Raw genomic sequence first — 21,206 nt, forward strand, 5'->3', positions numbered from 1 at the left:
AAATAAAAAAAGGAGGAATTAGAGGCATCTTTGTTGCGGCATTCTGTAGCAAACGCCTGATCAAGGTCGCAATAGGAAAAAATAATTTTCCTAGTCAATTAGCTTAGATATGATGGCGGAGAGACAGAGATTCGAACTCTGGGTGGGCTACAAACCCACGACGGTTTTCAAGACCGCTGCCTTAAACCACTCAGCCATCTCTCCGTGAGCCGCATATGATAACGGATCGAATTTATTATTCAAGTTTTTTTTTATTTTTTTTCCGCCCTTCTTTTAAAGTATACCTTTCGCACTTCAAATTTCGGCATTAGCGTATGGAGGCGTCGGAGTGTTCGGTCGATTTTTGCTCCTCGGCAATTGCTCCTGCATTGCCCCAGCAATTCCCAGTTTGAGCAGTTTCATCGATTTTAGGGTGTGGGGTATGCCTGTCGAGGAACGCCGTAAACCCATCCATGGGGGCTTGGCGGCAGCTCGAACGCCATCCTCGCCAAGCATACCCCCCACCCTTTTTTATCTCCAAATTGGGGATTGCTGGGATTTGAAGATAATGAAGACAGGGTTCTTGAATTGTGAATTCATCCTTCACCCTTCATCACCTTCTCGCTGTATTCTTCCGGCGTAATGGTGCCGCCCAGTTTTTCTGCAAAACCTTGTTCTGAAGCGGGAAGCGCATCCTGTACCGCATCGATGCGTTTCCATTGTGGAATGGGCGTTTCTTTGCCGGGTTGAGGGACGTATTTTGACGTTTCAATGCGCTGCATGCGATGGATATAGCGTGGGCAGTTGATGAAGATCTCGCCGATTTTGACTCTGACGATCATGTCTGCTCCGGGATATTCCGATAGCAATGAGTCGCCTTCTTGAATCGATGCTTCGCCGTGCACTCGGATACGGTGCGGCGTGTCAAAGTCGATGAATAGCATGCCAATCTTGGGATTACCTTGGATATTGCCCATCGACAGAAACATGCCGTTGCCGTCATAACTGGGGAAGGCTAACGTTTGAGGATCGACTACGCGAGTCAACCCCGGGTTGCCGCCTTTGTAGGAACAGGTGGGAAAGCCCCGGTGGTCGATCGTGGTCAAGAAGAAAAAGTCTCGGCTTTCGATGAAAGGCTGATGTTGTTCGTTGATTTGATTTTCGACGATGAGCTCCTGTACCCGGTCGGCCAGGTTGCGCGTATCATGCCGGTCTTGCAGTTGTCGATGCTGTTGACTGTAAATATCGTTCATTAAGTGGTTCTCTCAAAATTGTTCTCCGACTTATTCTGCCATAACCTTTCCAGATGGGTAAAACAAACCTGGGTATTTGATTCCACTATGACAAGCTCGGTGCAGCGCGGTCATGCCTGACGAAAGGTATGCCGAAGTATCGCCTAAGAGGATGAAATATAACCCGCCACGCGTAGCTCTAATTCCGGTCCCACATGACATTGCAATTGGCTTTTGCGGCGGCAGTAAGTAATTCGATCAGCGGCAATGCCCGATGAGCCAAAGGAACCGGTTTTTCTTTCCAGTGCTTTTGTCCGGCGTCCGTTTCATCGTCTGAATTTACCGACGACTGCGCCTTCTGCTTTTCAAGGGCGCTTTGCAATTGCTCCAGGGCTATCGGAACATCTTTCGCCAGAATAGCGCCCGGCACGTTGCCGCGTTTTCCCATCATTTTCAGCAATGTTTGCGCGATATCGCCGAAATAGGTGGTGTTGGGGTATACATCACAACTGAATGTTACTAACATTTGATTTTACTGAAACTCATTGGATTTTATGATTCAACTTCATGGCCCTATTGTAGCGTTATTGACACCATTTGATGCAAGCGGAAAAATCGAATGGCAAGCCTTTAAAGCTTATTTATCGTCTTTGTATTCCTGGGGAGTGCGGACGGTCATTGCCAATGGTACGACCGGAGAATTCCCGTCGATCACGATAAGGGAACGCCGGCAGGTTGTCGAATTCGTTAGAGAATATTTCGCAGGTACTATAATCAACAACGTCAGCGCGACCTGCGTCAGCGATGTTCGCAAGCTGATCGCCGGAACGAAAGGCTGCGCAGACTACATACTGTTATTACCGCCTTATTATTATTCCGCCTGCCAGGACAGAGGGCTCTCTCGATTTTTCATCGACGCGATATCCGGCGCCCCTTTGCCGGCGATGCTATACCATTTCCCCCAGCATACCGGTAATCATCTCGGTATCGATCTGGTGACTACGCTACTTGATCAGGGTCTTTCGATAGTCGGCATCAAGGATTCGAGCGGCGATATAGACAATGCCCAGCTATACCGGTCGAATTTTCCCGAATTGGCTGTATTTTTGGGCAATGACGCAAAAGTTTTCGAGGTCTTGCAAAAAGGCTTATCCGGTTCGGTCACTGGGGCGGCGAATCCGATGCCTGAATTGTTGATCGCGATGCAAACGGAATACCGATTATCCGCCAGCAAAACGCAATCGATGCAGTGTTGTCTCGATGTTTGGAACCGGTTTCGGAATACCGGCGGCTATTCTGAAATTCCTTTGGTCAAAGCGGCCATGACTGCTCGAATCGATCACTTTCCGATACATGTACGCCCGCCGTTGACTCCAGTTCCAGTTGAAGTAATTGATCGAATTCGAAAAGTCATTTACAACTGCTTGAACGATTTTAGACTGTTAAATTAAAGCCTTAGGCGGGGCATCATTCGGCGATCCTGTCCGGCAATAAACCGGCTTTATTTGGTACCGAATCTCCTGAAAGTGAACAAAATAAGTGATTGTGTGAGTAATTGCTCTTTTAAAAAATGAGCGTCGTAAATTGTTCATTCTCGATTTATCGTGTGATTTTTAAATCGGTTGCTGTATTTTTCTCCCGACGTGGCTCCAAGCTCTGCAACACCAAGCTATAAAGCACTGGAAACACCAGCAGCGTCAGTACCAGCACGGTCAGCATGCCGCCCAAGGTCGGCACGACGATGCGTTGGGTCACATCGGCGCCGGCGCCGGTCGCCACCATGAACGGAATCAGGCTCAACATTGTCGTGAACGCGGTGATTGCGACCGGGCGAACACGCAACGCAGTGGCCGATTCGACCGCCTCCCTGATTTCCGCAGCCGTCAATGATGTCTGTTTTTGCGCGCGCAGTTTGGCTATTTCGATATCGATGAAATTCAATACCATCACGCCGGTTTCGGCGGCGGTGCCGGCCAGCGCGATAAAGCCGACATAGACGGCCACCGACAGATTGAAGTCGTACCAGTAGATCATCCAGATGCTACCGATCAGACCGAACGGAATCGTCAACATCACGAGGACCGGTTCAACGAAATTCTTGAACGAAAAATACAGCAGCAACAGAATCAGCGACAGCGTCAATGGAATCACGATACGCAACCGTTCGGCGGCCCTTTCCATATACTCGAACTGGCCCGACCAACTGACAGTGTAACCTTGGGGTATCTCGATCTGTTGTGCCAGCATTTTTTTGGCTTGTTCAACATATCCGCCGATGTCGGAAGTCTTGATGTCGACATAGATCCAGGTGTTGGGTCGAGCGTCTTCGCTTTTAATTCCGGGCGGGCCTCGGTTCAATTCAATCGCGGCGACCTGTGCCAACGGGATTTGCGTGCCTTGCGGCGTTGGTATCAGAACGCGTCTGAGGTTTTCCTGATTATCTCGCAATTCTCGCGGATAACGCAGATTGACCGGATAACGCTCCAGGCCTTCCACTGTTTGTGTGATATTTTCTCCGCCGATCGCGCTTTGTATCACGTCTTGTATATCGCCGACGGTCAAACCATAACGCGCCGCTTCGCCGCGGTCGATGATGAAGTCCAGATAATAGCCGCCGACCGCGCGGTCGCCCATCGCCGATAGGGTATCCGGCAAGGTTTTCAATTCTTGTTCGATGCGTTCGGTGATGGTCTGTAAAACGGTCAGGTCGGGACCGGATACTTTGATGCCGACCGGGGTTTTGATGCCGGTCGATAACATATCGATGCGGTTTCTGATTGGCATGGTCCATGCATTGGCCATCCCGGGAAAGCGAATCGCACGGTCCATTTCGGCGACGAGCTCTTGATTCGTTTTGCCGGGTTCGGGCCATTCCGTCCGGGGCTTCAGATGCACGATCGTTTCGATCATCGACAGTGGGGCCATGTCGGTCGCGGTTTCGGCGCGCCCGACCTTGCCGAACACATGATGCACCTCGGGAAAGGTTTTCAAGATTTTATCGGTTTGTTGCAGCAGTTCCTTGGCTTTGGTGATCGAAATGCCCGGAAACGTAGTCGGCATGTACAGAATATCGCCTTCATCCAGCGGCGGCATGAATTCGCTGCCAAGCCGGGACAGCGGATAAAGCGTGCTGGCCAGCAGCAGTAATGCGATGAGCAAGCTAAGGCCGCGATAGCGCATCGCCAGTTTCAAGACCGGCGAGTGGATGAAATGCAAAAAACGGTTGGCCGGATTCTTATGTTCGGGAATGATTTTTCCGTGAATACAATAGCCCATCAAGACCGGGACGACCGTAATCGTCAATAGCGCCGCAGCCGCCATCGCGTAAGTTGCGGTGAAGGCGAGCGGACTGAACATACGGCCTTCCTGCGCCTGCATCACGAAAATAGGCAGGAATGAAACAGTGATGACCAGCAATGAAAAAAACAGCGACGGCCCCACTTCCTTCGATGCGGCGGTAATGGCCTGCCAGCGCTCTGGCCGCGTCAATTCGGCCTGTTTTTTCTCGGCGGCTTCGGCCAGATGCTTATGGGCGTTTTCGATCATCACGATGCCGCCGTCGACCATGTCGCCGATCACGATCGCGATGCCGCCCAGCGACATGATGTTGGCGTTGAGCCCTTGCATTTTCATGACGATGAAGGCCATGAGTACGGCCAGCGGCAAGGTGATCACGATTACCAGCGACGAACGCAGATGTAGCAGAAACAAGCCGACCAGCACACAGACGATGATGAGTTCCTCGGACAAGGCTTGGTATAGGGTATCGACTGCGCGTTCGATCAAATCGCCCCGGTCGTAGACCGAGACGATTTCGACGCCTTCGGGTAGGTTTTGTTTGAGTTCCTGCAGTTTTTCCCGCACGCCGAGAATCGTAGCCCGGGCGTTTTCACCGAAGCGCATGATCACGATGCCACCGACCACTTCGCCTTCACCGTTCAACTCGACGATGCCCCTACGCAATTCGGGACCGATCTGCACATGCGCCACGTCTTGTATTCGGATCGGCGTGCCGTTATTGTCGACGCCGAGCGGAATCGTCTTGATGTCTTCCAATGAGCGGATATAGCCTGGCGCGCGCACCATGTATTCGGTTTCGGCCTTTTCCAGCAAGCGGCCGCCGATGTCGTTATTACTGCGTTTGACGGCCTGTTTGACTTGCGCCAGCGAAATGCCGTAGGCGGCCAGCGCATTCGGATCGATCTCGATCTGATATTGCTTGACGAAGCCGCCGATCGACGCGACTTCGGCAACGCCCGGCACGGTTTGCAGCGGATAACGCAAATACCAGTCCTGTATCGAGCGCAACTCGGCTAGATCGTGCAGCCCGGTTCGGTCAATCAAGGCATATTGATAGACCCAGCCGACTCCGGTCGCATCCGGTCCTAATGAAGGATTGACGCCTTGCGGCAAGCGTTCGCGAATGTAATTCAAATATTCCAGGACGCGCGAGCGGGCCCAATAGATATCGGTACCGTCCTCGAATATGATATAGATGATCGAGATACCGAAATCGGAACTGCCGCGAACGACCTTAGCCTTCGGCACGGCCAGCATCGCTGTCGTCAACGGATAAGTGACCTGGGTTTCGACGACTTGCGGCGCCTGTCCCGGATATTCGGTGAATACGATGACTTGCACGTCGGATAAATCGGGGATCGCGTCGAGCGATATGGTTTTGAACGACCAAAATCCGGTGATGGCCAACAGTACCGCCGCTAGTAAAACCAGAAAGCGGTTATTCAAGGCGCTGCCGATGATCGCTTCAATCATGCTTGTGATCCCCCGCATCGTGAAGCATCGGAATCGATTCGGCTTGAGGCTGCGTCGGTGCTTCCAGCATTTTGGCCGTTGCTTCGCGCAGTTTCGATTCGGAGTCGATTAGGAATTGAGCCGAGACGACAATCTCTTCGCCTTCGTCGAGACCGTCGAGAATCGCCGTCCATCCGTCCGAAGCCAAGCCGAGCTTGACTATACGAGGTTCGAATTTGCCTGCCTCCCGGACCACGAACACCTGATTGCGCGTGCCGGAACGGATGACCGCTTCGGTAGGAACGACCAGAGTTTCCAACTGCCTTTGAGTAGCGATTGTCACGTCGGCAAACATATCCGGCTTCAATAAGCCTTCCCTATTATCGAGCACCATGCGGATTCGGGTGGTGCGGGTTTGTCTCTCGGCATAAGGATAAATGAATTCGACCCGGCTTTCGAAAACTCGTCCCGGAACGCCTATCAATCGAATTTCGGCCCGATCACCCGGCTTGATCCAAGGCAACTCATATTCATAGACGTCGGCATAAACCCAGACATTGGCGATATCGGCGATCGTGAAGATTTCGGTATCCGGCGTGACATATTGGCCTTCGCGGGCGCCGATTTGTATCACGATGCCGTCAGTCGGCGCATGAATATGCAGGCTCTTGATGATGCGCTTTGTGTCGGTCAATTCGTGGAGTTGATGCGCCGGCACGTCGAGTAATTGTAGGCGTTTCCGGGAGCTTGCCAGCAGATCTTCCGCACCCTGGCGGATGCTTTCGAACGGGCTATCAGACAGAATTTTCCGATTTTGCAGAGCCAGAATATATTCTTGTTGAGCCGCGACCAATTGCGGGGAATAAATACTCAATAAATCGGTATCTTTTTTAACCCATTGACCGGTTTTATCCACATTTAAAGATTCTATCCAGCCGGCCGTTTTTGGGTGCAGACGGACGATGCGTTCTTCGTCGTAATCGACCCGACCGACCGCACGCACGTTTCGAGAAAGCGTGGTACGCGACGCTCTTGCGGTACGCACACCGATGTTTTGTACCGTCACAGGATCGATTCTAACCGTTCCGGGCTCGGCGGCGGTTTGTTCTTCTGCGTAAACCGGAATGTAATCCATGCCCATCGAGTCTTTGGCCGGCACCGGCGAAGTAATCTCGGGGTTCATCGGGTGGCGGTAAAACAAGGGCTGACGGTGTTTCGGCTTTTTATCGTCGAGTCTATGTTCGGGTAAGTGCGCCTCAATGGACAGGCTGCCGACACGGCCCGCCAACCAATAGCCTGCGCCGAGGCCCAAAGCGAGCATCGATAAGCCCGTGATCAATAAGCGTTTACTCATAAATGTCTTCCTTGCCTGTCGCTGCGACAAGCTGCGCCAAAGCTTGGTTGGCTTCGGCGAAGGCTTGCCAATATTGCGCTTCAAAGTCGTAGACCGTAATTTGGCTGCGTATTAGATTCAGAAAGTCGACTTTATTGACCTGATATCCGGCCAGCATCGATGCGACTGTTTGCTGGGCTTGAGGAATGATGCCTGTTTCATACAACGATACTTGTTCCTTTGCGCGTCGGTAGTCGTTGCCGGCTTGTGATATTTGTTTGCGCACGCCGTTCCATTGATCTTGCAGGGCATATCGTTCGCGCATCAACTCGCTCGTAGACTGGCTTACACCCTGAGCTTGTTTTTGCGCATAAAAGATCGGCACGTTCATGCTGATGCCGAAACTGAGCAAATCGGAGCGCCGGGTGCCGTCGGGCATATTATCGCGAGCGCCGTAAGCGGCATTGACATTAAAATCCGGTAATATCTCTCTTTTGGCCAAGTCCAGCTTGGATTTTGCCGCGTTAACTCTTTCCCGTTCGCTTGCTAGTAAGGGTCTGTAGGTTTCGGCCAGTCGATAAAGCGTTTGATCGTCATAAATGTCGGGCAATTGTAACGCTACCTTTGTGGGCAGTTGCACGGGGATATTGCCCGGTAGGTCCAACAAGGCATTCAACCCGGCAACGGCATTGCTCCGCATGCCGTCGATCTTGATTTTTCGATCCAGCAGTTTCGACAATTCGAGTTGCGCCAGCAGGACGTCTTGCTGTAAACCCTCGCCGACTTCATATTTCGTTCCGGCAATATCGACTAACTGCTGCAACAGCATCCGATTGTTATCGGTGATTTCTAGTAAGCGGTCCAAATAAAATAGCTGCCACCAGACGGTTTTGACGTCACTTAGCAAACTCAGACGCAATTCATCTTCGTTGTAGGCGGCGGCTTGCGCTTCATAAGCCGCCGCTTGTTCGCGCAAGGTCAGTTTTCCGGGAAACGGAATGGCTTGAGAAATACCGAATCCGATTTGCGCCATCTCTTCTTTCCGGGTGTCGAAATGATCGACCGGCAGGCTCATGACGTTGAAACCGATGACGGGATCGGGCAGGGCTCCGGCTTGGGAAGGAATCGCCGCTAATGCCTGTGCGGCGGCCTTGATTCGGGCCAGGCTGGGATTGTTTTGAACGGCAGCGCCAAGCGCGGCCTCAAGCGTCAAAACGTTTTCCGATTTTACAAAGCCGGATACCACGACTAGCGCAAGCGCAATGACGCTTATTATGAATTTTCGGACTGGCATCAGAGGTTCTTATGTCCTTTATAAAACGGCCGGTGGTTCATGATGAGAGCTGAGGAGCATGGTAAATATCCAGTTAAGTTTGTTTAAGGAGCTAACATACATAGTGCGCTTCGCGTTTTAATATCTCTTGAAAGGTAATACAAAACGGTAATTTTTAGGTGCTTTCCATCCTTAATTTATCGTAACGCTGTCTTTTGGGCCCATCAGCCGTGTTACAAAAATGGCTGTATAGCTTGAAGGCTTTAGGCTTTAGTGTAGCGAACCTTTCGAATTTATTTTTAATTATCGGTATATAATGCAAAGCCTTATAAAAATAAAAAGGAGATATCGATGCCATTGGATATTTTGTTGACAATCGTAGCGACGACAGTCATTCAGTCGATTTTTGGCGTAGGTGTTTTATTGTTTGGTACGCCCATGCTGTTGTTATTGGGCTATCAGTTCATCAATGCGCTTGAGATTTTGTTGCCGATCTCTATTGCCATCAACTTGTTGCAGTTAGTTAAGCATCATCATTTTATAGATATCAACTTTGTTAAGAATGTACTGAAATACAGCATACCGTTCGTTGTGGTGTTTTTATTTATCGTGACTAGCGTTCGGATCAATATCGGTGCATTGATTGGGGTGTTTTTAATTTTCGTTGCGCTTAAGGATGCGGTCGGCGCCGTCAATAAAATAATTGAAAAACTGGTCGGTTACGAAAGAACGTATTTAATTTCGATGGGTATAGTGCATGGGTTGACCAATTTAGGCGGATCTTTATTGACTGCGATGGTGCATAGCAAACAGTATGAAAAAAATCAGACTCGGTCGACTGTTGCGGTTTGTTATGGCATGTTCGCAGTGTTTCAGGTTTTGACGTTATTTTTTGTCAAGCATCAGTATTTAATTTCTTATGCCGATAATGTGTCGTTACTGCAAATTGCCGTGGTTGTATTTTTGTTGACTGAGGAAATGCTTTATAAGAACATCGATAACGAAAAGTACGCTAGAATTTTTGCGGCATTTTTGGGAGTTTCTGGCGCCGTATTGATTTGGAAGTCTTTGTAGTCTTGTTGCCACTACCGTTAAGTTATAGGAAACCCGTCATACCGCCATGGACTGGCTGAATCCAGTTCCATGGATGGCAGGCTTTTGAGGTACATTCGAGCCTGAATGACTTTATTATACCCGTCGTAGATCAAAACTCGGCGCCGGGGTGTCCGCCAAAGGACGCCGTGAATACGTCCCTGTAGGCTCTATGCCAGCTCCATGCTGGCAAAGCCTTTGCCACACACCCCGGTGCCTCCTCGGGCACTGCCGAAATTTCAAGTGCGAAAGGTATACGTATTCTGTGACGGCTTAATTTCATAATAGCGAGTCTTGTTGCCCGGATAAGGCAACGAGTGCCGAATAAAGAACTGCTAAAGTGTTACGGTCTGTCATTACAGAATATATCAATTAAAAGGGGGCATGATGAATCAACAGTTCAAGGCGATTTTAAATAATTTTTTGATCGGAATTTTCGCGGTTATTCCGATTGTGATCATTTTGCAGATTGTCATCTTTGTAAAAGATAGGGTGTCCGATCTTTTTAGGATGGTATACGGCTATGCCGATAATTACCTTTATACATTGATGGTGTTTGCAGTTAGTTTTTTAATTTTATCGATGGTTGGACATAAAATCGTCAAGGAAGGAAAATTTTGGGCGATTGCTGCGTTCGATTTTATTATCGATAGAATTCCGTTGTTGAATAGCATTTATCGGGTTACTAAGAAAGTCATTAACATGTTTTCCTCGCATGATCGTAAGGAAGCGCGTGAGGTGGTTTATATTGAGTATCCAAAAGAAGGGCTTTGGGTTCCTGCTTATGTGACCAATAAGCAGGATGATCAGTATGTGTTGTTTGTGCCGACGTCGCCGAATCCGACTTCAGGTTTTACGGTGATTGTGAATCAATCCAGAGTCATAAAGTCCGAAATGAATATTGAGCAAGCGACTAGCTTTATCGTTAGCGTAGGGGTTGATTTCGATAAAATGGATGAGATGAAAAAACTTCCCTAATTGTAAAAATGGTTTTAACCGAGGCAAACGCTTCATCATAAAAAAAGCATTTCACCATGAAGATCATGAAGAATAAGAAGTTAATGCAATAACTTGTCATTCGTTTGTATACAAGCTTTCGCTCACCCGAAAGGTTAGCTACTCCCTTTATACTCAAAAATTAGCTAACTTTATGAAGGTATGGGGTGTGGCTAGCGAGGATGTCGGCAGCAGGGCAGATTTTGCTCCTCGGCAATTGCTGAGTTACATGGATGTAATGAATGCAGAAAATGCAGGAGCATTTTTCTGTCCTGCATTGCCCTACTACACGCCATCCTTGGCGTAATGCAAAATCTGCATTCACGCCATCCCTGGCGTTTGAGCTGCCGTCAAGCCCCCATGGATGGGTTCACGGCGGTCCTCGATAGACACATCCCATGCCTTTTATTCTTATATGGTTTTTCAATCAAAAGGGAGTAGAACGTTTAGATAATCTCTTGAAATACTTCATTAACTTCATGTTCTTCATGGTTGGACTGCCGAATTTAGGTTCATGGCTCCTTCATGGTATAAGTTATCGGAGTTAGGATTTACGGCCCTCGAGTTCGAGCTTCCAAGCTAATGACTCGCCGGCTTTGAGCGGCGTGATGTTAATTTCCCCATGCCCGTAAGATTCAGGTACGAGCCAAGGTTCCTTAATCAATGTGACCGAACGAGTGTTTCTGGGTAAACGGTAAAAATCGGCGCCGAAAAAGCTCGCAAACCCTTCCAGTCTTTCTAAAGCGCCTGCCTTATCAAAGGCTTCAGCATAAAGCTCGATCGCAGCATGAGCACTGAAACAGCCGGCACAACCGCAAGCATTTTCTTTTAACCCCGTTATGTGAGGAGCACTGTCGGTGCCCAAAAAGAATTTCGGGTTGCCGCTGGTTGCGGCTGCAACCAGCGCTTGGCGGTGTTGTTCTCGTTTCAATATCGGCAAGCAGTAATAATGAGGCTTTATGCCGCCGACCAACATCGCATTACGGTTGTAGAGTAAATGCTGAGGTGTAATGGTTGCGGCAATGTTATTCGGCGTCGATTTGACAAATTCGACCGCATCGCTTGTGGTGACGTGTTCGAGTACGATGCGTAAATTAGGAAATTGGCGAACGATATCGCTGAGCGTGCGTTCGATAAATACGCGTTCCCGGTCGAAAATATCGCAGTCATGATCGACGACTTCGCCGTGAATTAAAAGTGGTATGTCGAATTGTTGCATTGCCTCGAAAATCGGATAAATCGTCTTTGGGTCGGCGACTCCGGCATCGGAGTTGGTGGTCGCGCCGGCAGGGTATAGTTTAAACGCGTAGATGTGTTCGCATTCGGCGGCTTCTTTGACGTCTTGGATGGTAGTTGACCCGGTTAGGTAAAGCGTCATCAAAGGCGTGAAATATGACTCTGAAGCAAGGACCGACAAAATTTCATTTCTGTATTGCAGGGCCTGCCGGACCGTTGTTACCGGAGGCTTTAAGTTGGGCATGATGATGGCTCTTGCAAACTGTTTAGCGGTATGCGGCAGTACGGTTTTTAGTATCTCGCCGTTTCTGATATGCAAATGCCAGTCGTCGGGCTGGGTAATAGTGAGTTTATTCATTATAATGCGCTTATTTTTATAAACGATGATTTTACCTTATGGGCTTGAAAAATTAAATCGTGCCCTTATTTTGGCAATTGTTTCTAGTTACGGAGTCGAAAAATGCCTATTTACGAATATCAATGTCAAGCCTGTGGTCATGAGCATGAGGCTTTGCAAAAAATGAGCGATCCTGTTTTGGTTCATTGTCCTGCCTGCAGCCGGCCCGAGTTGATGAAAAAAATTTCCGCAGCCGGTTTTAGATTGAAGGGCGGCGGTTGGTATGAAACCGATTTTAAAAGCGGCAATAAGAAAAATGTCGCTGGTGAGGCTTCCGCTCCTGCGTCGTGTTCTTCAACCGGCGGCGGATGCGGGAGCGGCGCTTGTTCTGTCCAATAACAGCAATTCCCAGTTTGAGCAGTTTCGCCGATTTTAGGGTGTGGGGTATGCCTGTCGAGGAACGCCTTAAACCCATCCATGGGGGCTTGGCGGCAGCTAAGGGCCAAGGATGGCGTGAATGCAGATTTTGCAGGAGCAAAAATCTGCAAGCGCCAAGGATGGCGTGAATGCAGATTTTGCAGGAGCAAAAATCTGCCCCTGCTGCCGACATCCTCGCCAAGCATACCCCACACCCTTTTTGATCTCCAAATTGGGAATTGCTGGCCCAATAACGGCGGCTTGCATAACAGAGTGTAAGTAAGTAACATCGGCGAATTTTTTGGATTAACACGAGAAGAGTTATGCGTAGCCACAAGTGTGGAGAATTAAATACACAACATTTAGGACAATCAGTTGCTTTGTGCGGCTGGGTGCATCGTCGCCGGGATCATGGCGGCGTTATATTTATCGACCTGAGAGATCGTGCCGGCTTAGTGCAGGTGGTATTCGATCCCGATGCGCCGGAGTCGTTTTCAATAGCAGAGAGTGTGCGTAGCGAATATGTTTTACGTATCGAAGGTATTGTTCGAGACCGTCCTGAGGGTACGCATAATCCAAATATGACAACAGGTAAGATTGAGGTGCTGGCTAAAAGCATTGAAGTCTTAAACGAATCCGAAACGCCGCCGTTTCCAATCGAAAGCGAGATCGAAGTCAATGAGGAAATGCGTCTGCGTTTTCGTTATATCGATCTTCGCCGTACCGAGATGCAGCATAAAATGAAGGTGCGCCGGGATGTGACGCGCAATTTGCGTCAATTCCTCGACGATAAGGAGTTTTTTGAAATCGAAACGCCTTATTTGACCAAAGCAACGCCGGAAGGAGCTAGGGACTATATCGTACCGAGCCGCACGCATCAAAACGCCTTTTTTGCCTTACCGCAATCGCCGCAACTCTATAAACAGTTGCTGATGATTGCCGGCATGGAACGCTATTACCAGGTAGTACGGTGTTTCCGAGACGAAGACTTGCGCGCGGACCGGCAGCCGGAATTCACGCAGCTCGATATCGAGACTTCGTTCATGAACGAACAAGAAATCATGGCAATTATGGAACAAATGATTCGCCGTTTGTTCAAAGATATCATCGATGTCGATTTAGCCGATCCGTTTCCGGTTATGAGTTATAGCGAGGCGATGCGTCGATTCGGTTCCGATCGCCCCGATCTGCGTATTCCTCTGGAATTGGTCGATATCGCCGAAGAAATGCGAGAAGTCGATTTTAAGGTGTTTTCAGGGCCTGCCAACGACCCGCACGGGCGTGTCGTCGCGATGCGTCTGCCCGAGGGCGGTGAATTGAGTCGAAAGGAAATCGACGATTTAACCAAGTTTGTCGGTATCTATGGCGCTAAAGGTCTGGCTTATATCAAGGTAAATGATTTGGCGGCTGGTGTCGAAGGTCTGCAATCGCCGATTGTTAAATTTGCGCCTGATGAAGTCTGGGCCAAGGTGATGGCTAAAGCCGGCGCGCAAAACGGCGATCTTATTTTCTTCGGTGCCGATAAGGCCGATGTCGTTAATGAGGCCATGGGCGCTTTACGGGTCAAGTTGGGTCTGGATCGCGGCTTGCTCGAGGGCGATTGGAAACCGGTATGGGTCATCGATTTTCCTATGTTTGCTTGGGACGAAAAGGCTCAACGCTATACCGCGATCCATCATCCGTTCACCGCGCCGAGTTGCTCTATCGAGGAATTGAAAGCCGATCCTAGCCATGCTTTGTCGCGCGCCTACGATTTAGTGCTGAATGGAACCGAAGTAGGCGGTGGGTCGATTAGGATCAATCGGACCGACATGCAACAAATCGTGTTTGCGATTCTCGGTATAGGCCACGATGAAGCGCGCGAGAAATTCGGTTTCCTGTTGGATGCATTGAAATACGGTGCGCCGCCTCATGGCGGTATTGCTTTCGGCTTGGATCGCCTAGTGATGCTGATGACCGGAGCGCATTCGATCCGCGATGTGATTGCATTCCCGAAAACGCAATCTGCAGCTTGTCCTTTGTTCAATGCGCCCGCGTTTGTCAGCGAGGAACAATTGAAGGAATTGGGTATCAAACTGCGTAAGCCGGCCGGAAAAGACGAAAAGCAAGAGTAACGTTACTTGCGAATTGTGTTTGTCGGTTCGTATGCGTCGCTAGTCTTAATGAATAGAGCGAATGAAGTTTAAAAATGGTGCGCAGTGCGTACCCTACAAAATTTGAGTGATGAAAATGTCTGCGACAGCCTTAGCAATTCAAGATTATGCGCTTCTCGAAGATGAAGAATGCGATACGCTCATCGCAGCCGCGAAGGAAAAGCTCGGTTCGCGTTGTGTCATTCTTGGGCATCATTATCAACGTGACGAAGTTTTTAAACATGCCGACTATAGTGGGGATTCGTTGAAATTGTCGCGTAATGCGGCAGCCTCTGAAGCCGAGTATATCGTGTTTTGCGGTGTGCATTTCATGGCCGAAGTCGCCGATATTTTGTCTCGGCCCGATCAGATTTCAATTCTTCCCGATTTGGCGGCCGGTTGTTCTATGGCCGATATGGCGAATGTCATCAAAGTCAATAAATGTTGGAAAGAATTGTCATCGGTTTTAGACCCGGATAGCATGGTGACGCCGGTGACATACATCAATTCCGCGGCTGATTTGAAGGCGTTTTGCGGTGAGCATGGCGGTATTGTTTGTACATCGTCGAACGCGCAAAAAATTCTTGAATGGAGTTTTGCCAGACGCGAGAAGGTGTTGTTTTTTCCGGATCAGCATTTAGGGCGTAATACCGGTTATCGAATGGGTATCCCGCTTGAGGAAATGGTAACCTGGGATTTCGATAAGCCTATGGGGGGGTTGACCGAGGAACAGATCCGAAATGCAAAAATGATTCTTTGGAACGGTTTTTGTTCAGTACACCAAATGTTTAAGCCCGAGCATATCGACCGTTTTCTCGAAAAGTACCCCGAAACCCATGTGATTTCGCATCCCGAGGCTAGTTTTGAAGTCTGCCAAAAATCCGAATACATTGGCTCGACCGAAGCGATTTTGAAAATCGTACGAGAAGCTGAACCCGGAACGCGTTGGCTAGTTGCGACCGAGTTGAATCTTGTCAATCGACTGAACGACGAATGCAAGGGTCAAGGCAAAAATGTGCATTTCATGTCGCCGACGGTATGCATGTGTTCGACGATGTTCCGAACCGATCCGCAGCATTTGGCTTGGGTTCTGGAAAATCTAGTAGCAGGGCATGTCGTCAATCGGATAGCGGTGCCGGAGCGCGAGTCCGTGCTAGCAAAAAAAGCATTGGACAATATGCTTTCGATACATTGATATTCTTTATAAGAAGTAGGTATCCAATGATTTGGGGGTTTTCTTAGATCTTTCGCGCTTCAAATTTCGGCAGCGCCTAAAGAGGCACCGGGGTGCTAGGTCGATTTTGCTCCTGCAAAATCGACATTCACACCATCCTTGGCGATGATGTATCCAAGGCTCCTTTGACGGGTCCCCGGTGCCGAATTTTGATCTACGATGGGTATACTCTGATTAGTATTAAAGTTTTTATGTGACATGAAGCTTTAAATGATGTGATTGTCATGTAGCATCGAATCGACACAAAAAAGCCGTTACTTACTTGGTATGTAACGGCTTTTTTGTTTTTGAATATGGTGTCGAAAATTTTCAACTCATAACAATAAATCGAAATATGCGTAATAGGTGACAGTGTGTTGACTCAAAGGACATTTTATCGATCTTGAGAACGGAACGAAATTATGGTCTAATGCCACGGTTTACGTCTTCAAGTGCCTCTTATTTCGGCCGTTTCGAATAAGGGGGTTGTTCGCCGCGATATGTCTGGAGAGCAGGCTTATTTACTATGCAATTTAATTTAAAAAAAGGTTTGGATCTTCCGATCACGGGAGAGCCCGAACAAATAATAGAAAACGGTAATAAGGTTAAGTCGGTTGCCGTTCTTGGGATGGATTATGTAGGAATGAAGCCTACCATGATGGTAGCCGAGGGTGACAAAGTCAAACTCGGTCAAGTGCTTTTTTCCGATAAAAAAAATCCAGGGGTCAATTTCACATCGCCCGGTGCCGGTATCGTCAAGGCGATAAACCGCGGAGCCAAGCGCGTTTTGCAATCGGTTGTCATAGAACTGAAAGGTAACGAAGCGGAATCGTTTGCAAAATATAAAGATTCCGAATTGGACGGCTTATCAGCTGACCAAGTTAAGGAAAACCTCATTGCTTCCGGTTTGTGGGTTGCGTTGAGAACGCGTCCTTACGGTAAAGCACCGGCAATCGATAGCAGACCTAGTTCAATTTTTGTGACCGCAATCGATACCAATCCATTGGCCGCCGATCCGTCGGTAATTATCAAGGAACGCTCTGCCGACTTTACCAACGGTCTGGCTGTGATTGCTAAGTTGACCGACGGCAAAGTTTACGTCTGTAAAGCTCCCGGTGCCGACATGCCGACCGGAAACGCGTCTTCCGTTACGGTTGCAGAATTCACAGGCCCACACCCAGCCGGTTTGCCAAGCACGCACATTCATTTTATTGACCCTGTCAACGCCAATAAATCGGTCTGGCATTTGGATTATCAATCCGTGATGGCAATCGGTTCATTGTTCACGACCGGTAAATTGAATGTTGAAAGAGTGGTTTCGTTGGCTGGCCCTACCGCTAAAAAACCAAGATTGCTAAGAACCCGTGTCGGTGCATGTCTCAGCGAACTCGTAGCTGGAGAGCTGATGGACGGGGAGAATCGCGTGATTTCCGGTTCGGTCATCTATGGTCACAAAGCGGCCGACTGGTCGGATTATTTGGGTTATTACAGCAATCAAGTTTCGGTATTGAAAGAAGGTCGTGACCGAGAGTTCTTCGGTTGGATCGTTCCGGGCAAGGATAAATATTCGGCCTTGAATGTTTATACGTCAAGTAAAGACCGAAAAAGCGGACGTAAGTTTCCGCTGACTACAAACAAAAACGGCAGTAATCGGGCCATTGTTCCGGTTGGCGTCTACGAATCCGTGATGCCGATGGATATTTTGCCAACGCCATTATTAAAGTCTTTGGTTGTCGGCGATACGGATCAAGCGCAAATGCTAGGTTGTTTGGAGTTGGACGAGGAAGATATGGCTCTGTTTACCTTTGTCGATCCGGGTAAACATGAGTTCGGTCCGGTTCTGAGAGCGAATTTAACTAAAATCGAGAAGGAAGGCTAATGTCGGCTAGAAACTTTTTAGACAGCATAGAGCCGCATTTTACCAAAGGCGGTAAGCTAGAGAAGTACTACGGTCTCTACGAGATGGTTGATACTTTTCTTTATACACCCGCCGAGGTAACGCGCGGCGCTACACATGTTCGTGACGGTAACGACCTGAAACGGACTATGACGTTTGTTGTTATTGCAACGTTTTTTTGTATCCTGATGGCTTGGTATAACACCGGCTATCAAGCTAACGTCGCGATGGAAGCGATGGGCTTGGATAAGGCGGACGGTTGGCGAAGTCTGCCAATGATGATATTTGGATATAGCCCATACAATCCGTTATCTAACTTGGTTCATGGCGCGCTTTACTTTTTGCCAATTTATATCGTGACCCTGGCTGTCGGCGGTGTTTGGGAAGTCTTGTTTGCGACCGTGCGCGGTCATGAAGTCAACGAAGGCTTCTTGGTATCGTCAATGCTTTATACATTGATCATGCCGCCCGATATGCCGTTGTGGCAAGTTGCGCTGGGTATTTCGTTCGGTATCGTAATCGGTAAGGAAGTTTTTGGCGGTACCGGTAAAAATTTCTTAAACCCTGCTTTGACCGGTCGTGCATTTCTGTATTTCGCGTATCCGGCCTCCATTTCCGGTGACTCCGTCTGGGTTGCGGTTGACGGTTACACGGCGGCTACACCTTTAGCTTTAGCCGCGTCAGGTGGTCTGGATGCCGTGCATGAAGCAGGTTACGGCTGGATGCAAACCTTCTTCGGTTTCATTCCCGGTTGTTTGGGCGAAACCTCGACTGTGGCTATTTTGATTGGCTGTGCGTTTTTGCTTTACACACGCATCGCTTCGTACCGAATTGTGGGTGGAGTGTTCCTCGGTATGCTGATTATGTCGTCGGTATTCAATTTTGTCGGCAGCGACAGCAACCCGATGTTTGCTTTTCCATGGTATTGGCATTTGACCGTCGGCGGTTTCGCTTTCGGTATGGTTTACATGGCTACCGATCCGGTAAGTGCAGCGATGACCGATACCGGTCGCTGGATTTTTGGAATGTTAGTGGGTGTTATGACGGTTTTGATCAGGGTAGTGAATCCGGCCTTTCCCGAAGGAATTATGCTGGCTATTCTCTTCTCGAACATGTTCGCGCCTATCATCGATTATTTTGTCATTCAGGCAAACATTAGAAGAAGGGTGAAGCGTCATGCCTAATCTAAAAGATTGTAAACACTACGAAAAATTCAAAATTTACGCGGACAGAATTTTAGCGCAAAGCAATGACAGTCTTGAAAAGACGCTTGCGATTGCGTTATGGGTTTGTTTTGTTTGCGCGATATTGGTTTCCATTGCAGCGGTTGCGCTGAGACCAATGCAAGCCAATAACAAAGCCTTGGACATGAAGAAGAATATTCTTGATGTCGCTGGTTTGTTACAAGAAGGGGGCGATATCAATGCTGCTTTCGATCAACAAATCGAAGCCAAGTTGGTCGATCTGGAAACCGGCGATTATGTCGAGGGTATCGACGTAGCTTCTTATGATCAACGTAAGGCGGCAAAGGATCCCGCACAAAGTATCGTTATTCCATCCGATAAAGATATAGCCAGCATTAAAGTGAAAGCAAAAATCGCTAAAGTTTATCTGGTTAAGAAAGGTGAAGAAATACAGTCGATCATCCTGCCGATCAGCGGTTATGGACTGTGGTCGACGCTATATGGTTTCTTGGCGTTGGATGCCGATGGACAAACGGTACAAAGCATCAACTTTTACGATCAAGCCGAAACACCGGGGCTGGGTGGTGAAGTAGTCAATCCTAACTGGCGTGCGTTGTGGCAAGGCAAAAAAGTCTATTCCGAAAGCGGTGAGCCCGTATTGAAATTGATCAAAGGCGTGGTCGATACCGGTAAACCTGGGTCCGAATACCAGGTAGACGGCTTGGCAGGCGCTACACTGACCAGTGTTGGTGTTTCCAATCTGATCAAGTATTGGATGAGCAAAGAAGGCTTTGCCACCTATTTAGAAAAAGTCAGAACAGAAGGCTAGGGGGTTAATCATGAGTGCAATATTAACGAATGAAACTAAAAAGGTTCTAATAAAACCTTTGATTAATGAAAACCCGATTACCCTTCAGGTACTCGGCATCTGTTCGGCGCTGGCGGTTACGTCGCAAATGTCGACGTCGTTGATCATGGCGATTGCTTTGACGTCGGTAACGGCGTGTTCAAGTGCATCAATCAGTTTGATCCGGAATCATATTCCGAGCAGCATTCGGATCATCGTGCAAATGACGATCATCGCGTCATTGGTTATCGTTGTCGACCAAATACTGAAGGCGGTTGCTTACGACATCAGCAAGCAATTGTCTGTATTTGTCGGCTTGATCATCACCAACTGTATCGTGATGGGGCGCGCCGAAGCTTATGCAATGAAAAACCCGCCGTTGGAAAGCTTCATGGACGGAATCGGTAATGGATTGGGCTATAGCTTGATTTTGGTTATCGTCGCTTTTTTCCGCGAGTTGTTCGGTTCCGGCAAACTGCTCGGCATTGAGATATTCGAATTGACCAAAGACGGCGGTTGGTATGATCCTAATGGTTTAATGCTGTTGCCACCCAGTGCATTTTTTATCATCGGTATGATCATTTGGGTTTTTCGTCAAATCAAGCCCGAGCAACGAGAACATGTCGAATTCCAAATCATGCCGATTGCTCATGGTGAAGGAGGGCATCACTAATGGAAGCCTATATCAGTCTGTTTGTTAAAGCGGTTTTCATTGAAAACCTGGCGTTATCTTTCTTCCTGGGAATGTGTACATTCCTTGCGGTTTCGAAAAAGATTTCGACCGCGATGGGGCTTGGTGTTGCGGTTATGGTCGTGCAAACGATCACCGTTCCTGCCAATAATATTATCTATCACAGCTTGTTGAAAGAAGATGCGTTGTCATGGCTAGGGATTACCGGCGTCGACTTGAGCTTTCTATCCTTGTTGAGCTGTATCGGTATGATCGCCGCATTGGTGCAAATTCTGGAAATGATTTTGGATAAGTTCTTTCCGGCTTTATACAATGCCTTGGGTGTTTTCTTGCCATTGATTACGGTCAACTGTGCGATTCTTGGCGGCAGTTTGTTCATGATCGAGCGCGATTACAGTTTGGGCGAAAGCGTCACTTACGGAGTCGGTAGCGGTTTCGGTTGGGCATTGGCTATTACGGTCATGGCCGGCGTGCGCGAAAAGCTCAAATACAGTGATATACCGGGTGGCCTGCAAGGTCTTGGCATCACTTTTCTTACCGCGGGTCTGATGTCTCTTGGCTTCATGGCTTTTTCTGGAATCCAACTTTAAAAAGG

The 21,206-nt window shown here is 48.5% G+C and carries 17 protein-coding genes and 1 tRNA gene; 11 read left to right on the forward strand and 7 right to left on the reverse strand.

Features of this window, described 5'->3' with window-relative positions; genetic code table 11:
• Positions 1-113: 113 nt before the first annotated feature.
• The 3 genes from EQU24_RS09685 to EQU24_RS09700 form a co-directional block, all read right to left on the reverse strand.
• Positions 114-204, reverse strand: a tRNA-Ser gene (locus tag EQU24_RS09685).
• A gap of 371 nt (positions 205-575) precedes the next feature.
• Positions 576-1,232, reverse strand: a complete 657-nt coding sequence (locus tag EQU24_RS09695) for a pyridoxamine 5'-phosphate oxidase family protein (protein WP_017839691.1) — start codon at positions 1,230-1,232, stop codon at positions 576-578.
• Between the two features lie 178 nt (positions 1,233-1,410).
• Complete coding sequence (locus EQU24_RS09700; protein ID WP_017839690.1) at positions 1,411-1,737, reverse strand: DUF1840 domain-containing protein; 327 nt, start codon at positions 1,735-1,737, stop codon at positions 1,411-1,413.
• A gap of 28 nt (positions 1,738-1,765) precedes the next feature.
• Between EQU24_RS09700 and EQU24_RS09705 the strand changes: the two genes are divergently transcribed.
• On the forward strand, positions 1,766-2,662 hold the full coding sequence (locus EQU24_RS09705; protein ID WP_017839689.1) for a dihydrodipicolinate synthase family protein: 897 nt from the start codon (positions 1,766-1,768) through the stop codon (positions 2,660-2,662).
• Positions 2,663-2,810: 148 nt separating this feature from the next.
• On the opposite strand, the gene EQU24_RS09710 is transcribed toward EQU24_RS09705, so the two are convergent.
• The 3 genes from EQU24_RS09710 to EQU24_RS09720 are packed head-to-tail and all read right to left on the reverse strand — an operon-like array spanning position 2,811 to position 8,590.
• A complete protein-coding gene (locus tag EQU24_RS09710) occupies positions 2,811-5,984 on the reverse strand; it encodes an efflux RND transporter permease subunit (protein ID WP_017839688.1) in 3,174 nt (1,057 codons plus the stop codon).
• Positions 5,977-7,317, reverse strand: coding sequence for an efflux RND transporter periplasmic adaptor subunit (locus EQU24_RS09715; RefSeq protein ID WP_017839687.1), 1,341 nt, complete (start codon positions 7,315-7,317; stop codon positions 5,977-5,979). The genes EQU24_RS09710 and EQU24_RS09715 overlap by 8 nt, the downstream gene beginning before the upstream one ends.
• Positions 7,310-8,590: a TolC family protein gene (locus EQU24_RS09720; protein WP_017839686.1), complete on the reverse strand. Its 1,281-nt coding sequence runs from the start codon at positions 8,588-8,590 to the stop codon at positions 7,310-7,312. The genes EQU24_RS09715 and EQU24_RS09720 overlap by 8 nt, the downstream gene beginning before the upstream one ends.
• A 330-nt stretch (positions 8,591-8,920) precedes the next feature.
• On the opposite strand from EQU24_RS09720, the gene EQU24_RS09725 reads away from it, so the two are divergent.
• Positions 8,921-9,643 carry a hypothetical protein gene (locus EQU24_RS09725; protein WP_017839684.1) on the forward strand — a complete coding sequence of 241 codons (723 nt, stop codon included), beginning with the start codon at positions 8,921-8,923 and terminating at the stop codon, positions 9,641-9,643.
• 405 nt (positions 9,644-10,048) lie between these two features.
• Positions 10,049-10,639 carry a DUF502 domain-containing protein gene (locus tag EQU24_RS09730; protein ID WP_017839683.1) on the forward strand — a complete coding sequence of 197 codons (591 nt, stop codon included), beginning with the start codon at positions 10,049-10,051 and terminating at the stop codon, positions 10,637-10,639.
• A gap of 562 nt (positions 10,640-11,201) precedes the next feature.
• Here the strand turns inward: EQU24_RS09730 and pyrC are convergent.
• The gene (gene pyrC / locus EQU24_RS09735; protein WP_017839682.1) at positions 11,202-12,251 is read right to left on the reverse strand and encodes a dihydroorotase; all 1,050 of its coding nucleotides are present in this window, start codon (positions 12,249-12,251) and stop codon (positions 11,202-11,204) included.
• A 102-nt stretch (positions 12,252-12,353) separates the two neighbouring features.
• On the opposite strand from pyrC, the gene EQU24_RS09740 reads away from it, so the two are divergent.
• The 8 genes from EQU24_RS09740 to nqrE all read left to right on the forward strand — a co-directional run bounded on the left by EQU24_RS09740 (position 12,354) and on the right by nqrE (position 21,201).
• Positions 12,354-12,629, forward strand: a complete 276-nt coding sequence (locus EQU24_RS09740; RefSeq protein WP_017839681.1) for an FmdB family zinc ribbon protein — start codon at positions 12,354-12,356, stop codon at positions 12,627-12,629.
• 341 nt (positions 12,630-12,970) lie between these two features.
• Positions 12,971-14,761, forward strand: coding sequence for an aspartate--tRNA ligase (aspS, locus tag EQU24_RS09750; protein ID WP_017839680.1), 1,791 nt, complete (start codon positions 12,971-12,973; stop codon positions 14,759-14,761).
• A gap of 115 nt (positions 14,762-14,876) precedes the next feature.
• Positions 14,877-15,974 carry a quinolinate synthase NadA gene (nadA, locus tag EQU24_RS09755; protein WP_026130049.1) on the forward strand — a complete coding sequence of 366 codons (1,098 nt, stop codon included), beginning with the start codon at positions 14,877-14,879 and terminating at the stop codon, positions 15,972-15,974.
• 544 nt (positions 15,975-16,518) lie between these two features.
• Positions 16,519-17,871 (forward strand): Na(+)-translocating NADH-quinone reductase subunit A, encoded by a 1,353-nt coding sequence (locus tag EQU24_RS09760; protein ID WP_017839678.1) that lies wholly within the window; start codon positions 16,519-16,521, stop codon positions 17,869-17,871.
• On the forward strand, positions 17,871-19,073 hold the full coding sequence (locus EQU24_RS09765) for an NADH:ubiquinone reductase (Na(+)-transporting) subunit B (RefSeq protein WP_017839677.1): 1,203 nt from the start codon (positions 17,871-17,873) through the stop codon (positions 19,071-19,073). The genes EQU24_RS09760 and EQU24_RS09765 overlap by 1 nt, the downstream gene beginning before the upstream one ends.
• The gene (locus EQU24_RS09770) at positions 19,066-19,902 is read left to right on the forward strand and encodes a Na(+)-translocating NADH-quinone reductase subunit C (protein WP_017839676.1); all 837 of its coding nucleotides are present in this window, start codon (positions 19,066-19,068) and stop codon (positions 19,900-19,902) included. The genes EQU24_RS09765 and EQU24_RS09770 overlap by 8 nt, the downstream gene beginning before the upstream one ends.
• Before the next feature lie 10 nt (positions 19,903-19,912).
• The gene (locus EQU24_RS09775; protein ID WP_017839675.1) at positions 19,913-20,593 is read left to right on the forward strand and encodes an NADH:ubiquinone reductase (Na(+)-transporting) subunit D; all 681 of its coding nucleotides are present in this window, start codon (positions 19,913-19,915) and stop codon (positions 20,591-20,593) included.
• Positions 20,593-21,201 carry an NADH:ubiquinone reductase (Na(+)-transporting) subunit E gene (gene nqrE / locus EQU24_RS09780; RefSeq protein WP_017839674.1) on the forward strand — a complete coding sequence of 203 codons (609 nt, stop codon included), beginning with the start codon at positions 20,593-20,595 and terminating at the stop codon, positions 21,199-21,201. The genes EQU24_RS09775 and nqrE overlap by 1 nt, the downstream gene beginning before the upstream one ends.
• The last annotated feature ends 5 nt before the right edge of the window (positions 21,202-21,206 follow it).

The sequence above is a fragment of the Methylotuvimicrobium buryatense genome, assembly GCF_005931095.1.
Classification (GTDB): Bacteria; Pseudomonadota; Gammaproteobacteria; order Methylococcales; family Methylomonadaceae; genus Methylotuvimicrobium; species Methylotuvimicrobium buryatense.

Coding starts and splice junctions, on each gene's coding strand:
- pyrC (WP_017839682.1), bottom strand. CDS start 12,251: ATGAATAAACTCACTATTACCCAGCCCGACGACTGGCATTTGCATATC.
- EQU24_RS09730 (WP_017839683.1), top strand. CDS start 10,049: ATGAATCAACAGTTCAAGGCGATTTTAAATAATTTTTTGATCGGAATT.
- EQU24_RS09705 (WP_017839689.1), top strand. CDS start 1,766: ATGATTCAACTTCATGGCCCTATTGTAGCGTTATTGACACCATTTGAT.
- EQU24_RS09695 (WP_017839691.1), bottom strand. CDS start 1,232: ATGAACGATATTTACAGTCAACAGCATCGACAACTGCAAGACCGGCAT.
- EQU24_RS09765 (WP_017839677.1), top strand. CDS start 17,871: ATGTCGGCTAGAAACTTTTTAGACAGCATAGAGCCGCATTTTACCAAA.
- EQU24_RS09715 (WP_017839687.1), bottom strand. CDS start 7,317: ATGAGTAAACGCTTATTGATCACGGGCTTATCGATGCTCGCTTTGGGC.
- EQU24_RS09725 (WP_017839684.1), top strand. CDS start 8,921: ATGCCATTGGATATTTTGTTGACAATCGTAGCGACGACAGTCATTCAG.
- EQU24_RS09710 (WP_017839688.1), bottom strand. CDS start 5,984: ATGATTGAAGCGATCATCGGCAGCGCCTTGAATAACCGCTTTCTGGTT.
- nqrE (WP_017839674.1), top strand. CDS start 20,593: ATGGAAGCCTATATCAGTCTGTTTGTTAAAGCGGTTTTCATTGAAAAC.
- EQU24_RS09775 (WP_017839675.1), top strand. CDS start 19,913: ATGAGTGCAATATTAACGAATGAAACTAAAAAGGTTCTAATAAAACCT.
- nadA (WP_026130049.1), top strand. CDS start 14,877: ATGTCTGCGACAGCCTTAGCAATTCAAGATTATGCGCTTCTCGAAGAT.
- EQU24_RS09760 (WP_017839678.1), top strand. CDS start 16,519: ATGCAATTTAATTTAAAAAAAGGTTTGGATCTTCCGATCACGGGAGAG.
- aspS (WP_017839680.1), top strand. CDS start 12,971: ATGCGTAGCCACAAGTGTGGAGAATTAAATACACAACATTTAGGACAA.
- EQU24_RS09700 (WP_017839690.1), bottom strand. CDS start 1,737: ATGTTAGTAACATTCAGTTGTGATGTATACCCCAACACCACCTATTTC.
- EQU24_RS09740 (WP_017839681.1), top strand. CDS start 12,354: ATGCCTATTTACGAATATCAATGTCAAGCCTGTGGTCATGAGCATGAG.
- EQU24_RS09720 (WP_017839686.1), bottom strand. CDS start 8,590: ATGCCAGTCCGAAAATTCATAATAAGCGTCATTGCGCTTGCGCTAGTC.
- EQU24_RS09770 (WP_017839676.1), top strand. CDS start 19,066: ATGCCTAATCTAAAAGATTGTAAACACTACGAAAAATTCAAAATTTAC.